The 3,240-nt window shown below is 55.0% G+C and carries 3 protein-coding genes; all 3 read left to right on the top strand.

The window, feature by feature from the left end:
- The coding region (ehuC, locus tag C1D09_RS21840) for an ectoine/hydroxyectoine ABC transporter permease subunit EhuC (protein WP_143976258.1) at positions 1-572 on the top strand (572 nt) is incomplete at its 5' end.
- A 488-nt stretch (positions 573-1,060) separates the two neighbouring features.
- Positions 1,061-1,903, top strand: a complete 843-nt coding sequence (locus C1D09_RS21830; RefSeq protein WP_143976259.1) for a transporter substrate-binding domain-containing protein — start codon at positions 1,061-1,063, stop codon at positions 1,901-1,903.
- A gap of 139 nt (positions 1,904-2,042) precedes the next feature.
- Complete coding sequence (locus C1D09_RS21825; protein ID WP_143976257.1) at positions 2,043-2,807, top strand: maleate cis-trans isomerase family protein; 765 nt, start codon at positions 2,043-2,045, stop codon at positions 2,805-2,807.
- Positions 2,808-3,240: the final 433 nt, after the last annotated feature.

Raw genomic sequence — 3,240 nt, 5'->3', positions numbered from 1 at the left:
CTGTAGCTGCCGCCGGGGCCGCAGGCATCGGCAAATTGTCGAGCAAATGGCCTATCCGGAGTGTAAGCGTTGTCTACATAGAGATGTTCCGCGGAACGTCGCTGCTAGTGCAGCTATATTGGATTTTCTTCGTGTTGCCGCTGTTTGGTATAACGCTTCCGAACTTCACCGCCGGCTACATATCCGTCGGCCTCAATATCGGTGCCTATGGCGCCGAGATTGTCCGCGGCGCCATTGAGTCAGTTCCGCGCGGACAATGGGAAGCGGGAACCGCGCTGTCGATGCCGCACGGCGTGAGGATGCGCAGGATCATATTGCCGCAAGCGCTGGCGATCATGCTTCCGCCTTGGGGTAATCTCCTGATCGAGCTTCTCAAGGGAACCGCCCTGGTGTCCCTCATCTCGGTCGCCGATCTCATGTTCCAGACACGCCAGATCAATGCCTCGACCTATCTGTCGGCTCAGGCGTTTGGAACAGCTTTGATTATCTACTACATCCTTGCCAGGTTCCTCATAACCCCGATGATGCGCTGGGCGGAACGCTTGGTTGCCCGGAGGCTTGGAAGGGCATGACGTTCAACTGGCGCTGGGACTTCACGTAGGACATCCTGCCACAGTTGCTGTGGGCTACCCTCAACACGTTGATTGCGGCCGGGGTCGGGTATGCAATTGCTCTGGTCGGCGGCCTGCTGCTCGCTCTTGCGCCCCTCGACGACCGCCTTCTGGATCAAGATCCAGAGATTGTCTTCCGGCGCGGCTGAAGGCATCGGAGAGGCTCAGGTCTCTCGCCTTGCGAAGATGCTACCCGTGCCCTCCGCACCATTCCACCGATCTGCTCAGCGTATTAAGGCTTCCGTTTCGACGGTGCTCGCGCACGCAGGATCTCTGCGCTTGGGGGGGAGTTTTGCAGCTGCAACGCCCAAGAGCTGCGTTCTTCGCAGAAAGGAGCACTTAAAATGGCCTATCATACCTAATGCAAGCGTTTCTTGCTCGAACTGCAAGGAAGAACGCCCATCGCCGCCGAGAGGCGCGCGTTCAACAGAACAAGAAAAGGGAACAAAATGGAACGTATGATCAAGATTTTTCTGAGCATGGGGCTCGTCGTCGTTGGTCTGACGGCGCCCGCTTACACAGGTGACCTTGCTGATCGCGTGGCAAGCGGCAAGACAATTCGTCTCGGCTTTGCTTCCGAGCCGCCGCAGGCATATCCTGGTGAGGGCAACAAGCCTCTGGGGTACGTAAACGCCATCGCCGAAGGGGTTCTTCGTTCAATGGGTTACACCAATATCGAGCCTGTGGTGACCGATTGGGGTGGGTTGATCCCGGGGCTACAAGCCGGTCGGTTGGACTTAATTACAGGTGGCATGTATATTAATAAAAAGAGGTGCGACAACATAACATTCTCGGAGCCTGTTTCCAAAGAAACAGATGTCTTCATGGTCAAAACTGGAAATCCAGAACAAATCACTACATACAAGGATTTGGTGACTAAGAGTGCGACCATGGTGACTGGGGCAGGCTACGCTGGCATCGAGATCGCTAAGAAGCTGGGCGTGCCCGCATCGCAGATTATGGAGGTTCCAGGAGGTACCGAGATTCTTGCGGCGGTGATCGCTGGTCGAGCAGCCGCTGGTGTGACGTCTTATACAGTTGTCCAGGATATCGCCAAAAAATCTGGAGGGAAGGTGGAGGCCACCAATCCCGCCTTGATGCCGGAGGAATCGTCCGCTTGGATAGGTATTGGATTTAGGAATTCAGACAAAGATTTCGTGGCAAAATTCAATACCGAACTGAAGCGCTATCTCGGAACGCCTGAGATGATGAAGGCTGCGGCAGAAGATGGTTACGACGAGAAGGCGTTGCCAGGCGATACAACAACGGAATGGGTCTGCGCTCATCGCTGAAAACTTTTGTGCTAAAGGTGGGCAACTGCCTCTAGCACAGCCAATTTCAGCAGCAGCCGCTCTGCGAAAAACCAGGGATGACATATCGGAAAGTACGAGTCTAATCCGGAAACGGATCGTACGCACGGAGACCTTTGAGATGCCTAGTGAGACTGCGTTCTACACCACTCACGTTGAGCCATCATATCCTGCTGTGGCAACTGAGACCGTCATCGGATTGATAACCCCGTCCAACGACGTCCTCACAGAGCTTGAATTGCGCAGAATGATGCATGATGACATCATCAGCTTCTGTGCCGCCAGGATGAAGCATCACGAGCCCAGTACTGTCGAAAACCTCTGCCGCCATGTTGATGAGATCGCTAAGATTGGCGAGCTATTCGACCCGCCAGGTGTCGTCAAAGTATTCGCCTACGCCTGCACATCGGGATCAGCCATCATTTCGCAGAAAAGGCTGGAAGAGGAGCTACAGACAACCCGACCCGGGGCCTCCTTAACCTCACCGATGACAGGAGCTTTGCGCGCCTTCGACAGGCTCGGGGTGAAACGCATCGCCATGCTCACACCTTATATCGATCAGGTGGGCGCTGTCGTCACCGAGGCCCTCAGCAGGTCGGGTATTTCGGTCTGCGCGTCTGCTTCATTCCACTGCAAAAACGATTCCGACATCGCCGGACTTTCCCCGGAAAGTATCTTCGAGGCCTCTTGCTCGTTCAATACCTCTGAGGCTGAAGCTCTTTTCATCCCATGCACCCTCCTTCGGACCTCAAGCATAATCGACCGTCTGGAGGCGCGCCTCGGCAAGCCAGTGATAACTGCAAACCAGGCTATGCTGTGGGACGCATTGAGGCTCGCGCAATATGGGAAGCCAATAGTCGGCCATGGCCAGCTCCTGAAGCTGTAATCTTCAAGGGTGCTAGATAAGTTGTAAAACTGCCAACCCCGCCCTTTTGAACCACCCCGGGGGCATTGCAACCGCGGCCAACTTACCGTGAGAGGTTCGGCTCCAGAATAGCTGAGTCCGGCTCACAAACGGCCAATATTAATTAGGCCCGAGCCGCTGCAAGCCGCCCTAATGCTCTGCAGGCCCGAAACGCGCAAATGCGAAGGAGTCTCCCTAATGACTCACCAAGAGCGAAAGCCTGCGCTTCTTTTGACCGGCTCGGATCCGATAATGGGTAAACTGGAGGACTTCGATGTCGAGCGCAGAAGTGATCAAAAATTTCATCGATGGGGAGTGGAGAGATTGTTCGTCCGGCAAACGGATCGAGGTTGATGACCCTTCAAACGGGGAGACGGTAGCGGTTATCGCAGAAGCAGGACCTGAAGAAGTACAT

The sequence above is a fragment of the Mesorhizobium intechi genome, from assembly GCF_002879535.1.
In the GTDB taxonomy this organism is placed as follows: domain Bacteria; phylum Pseudomonadota; class Alphaproteobacteria; order Rhizobiales; family Rhizobiaceae; genus Mesorhizobium; species Mesorhizobium intechi.
Note: the sequence above shows the minus strand (reverse complement) of the source record. Positions and strands in the feature narration are given on the sequence as shown.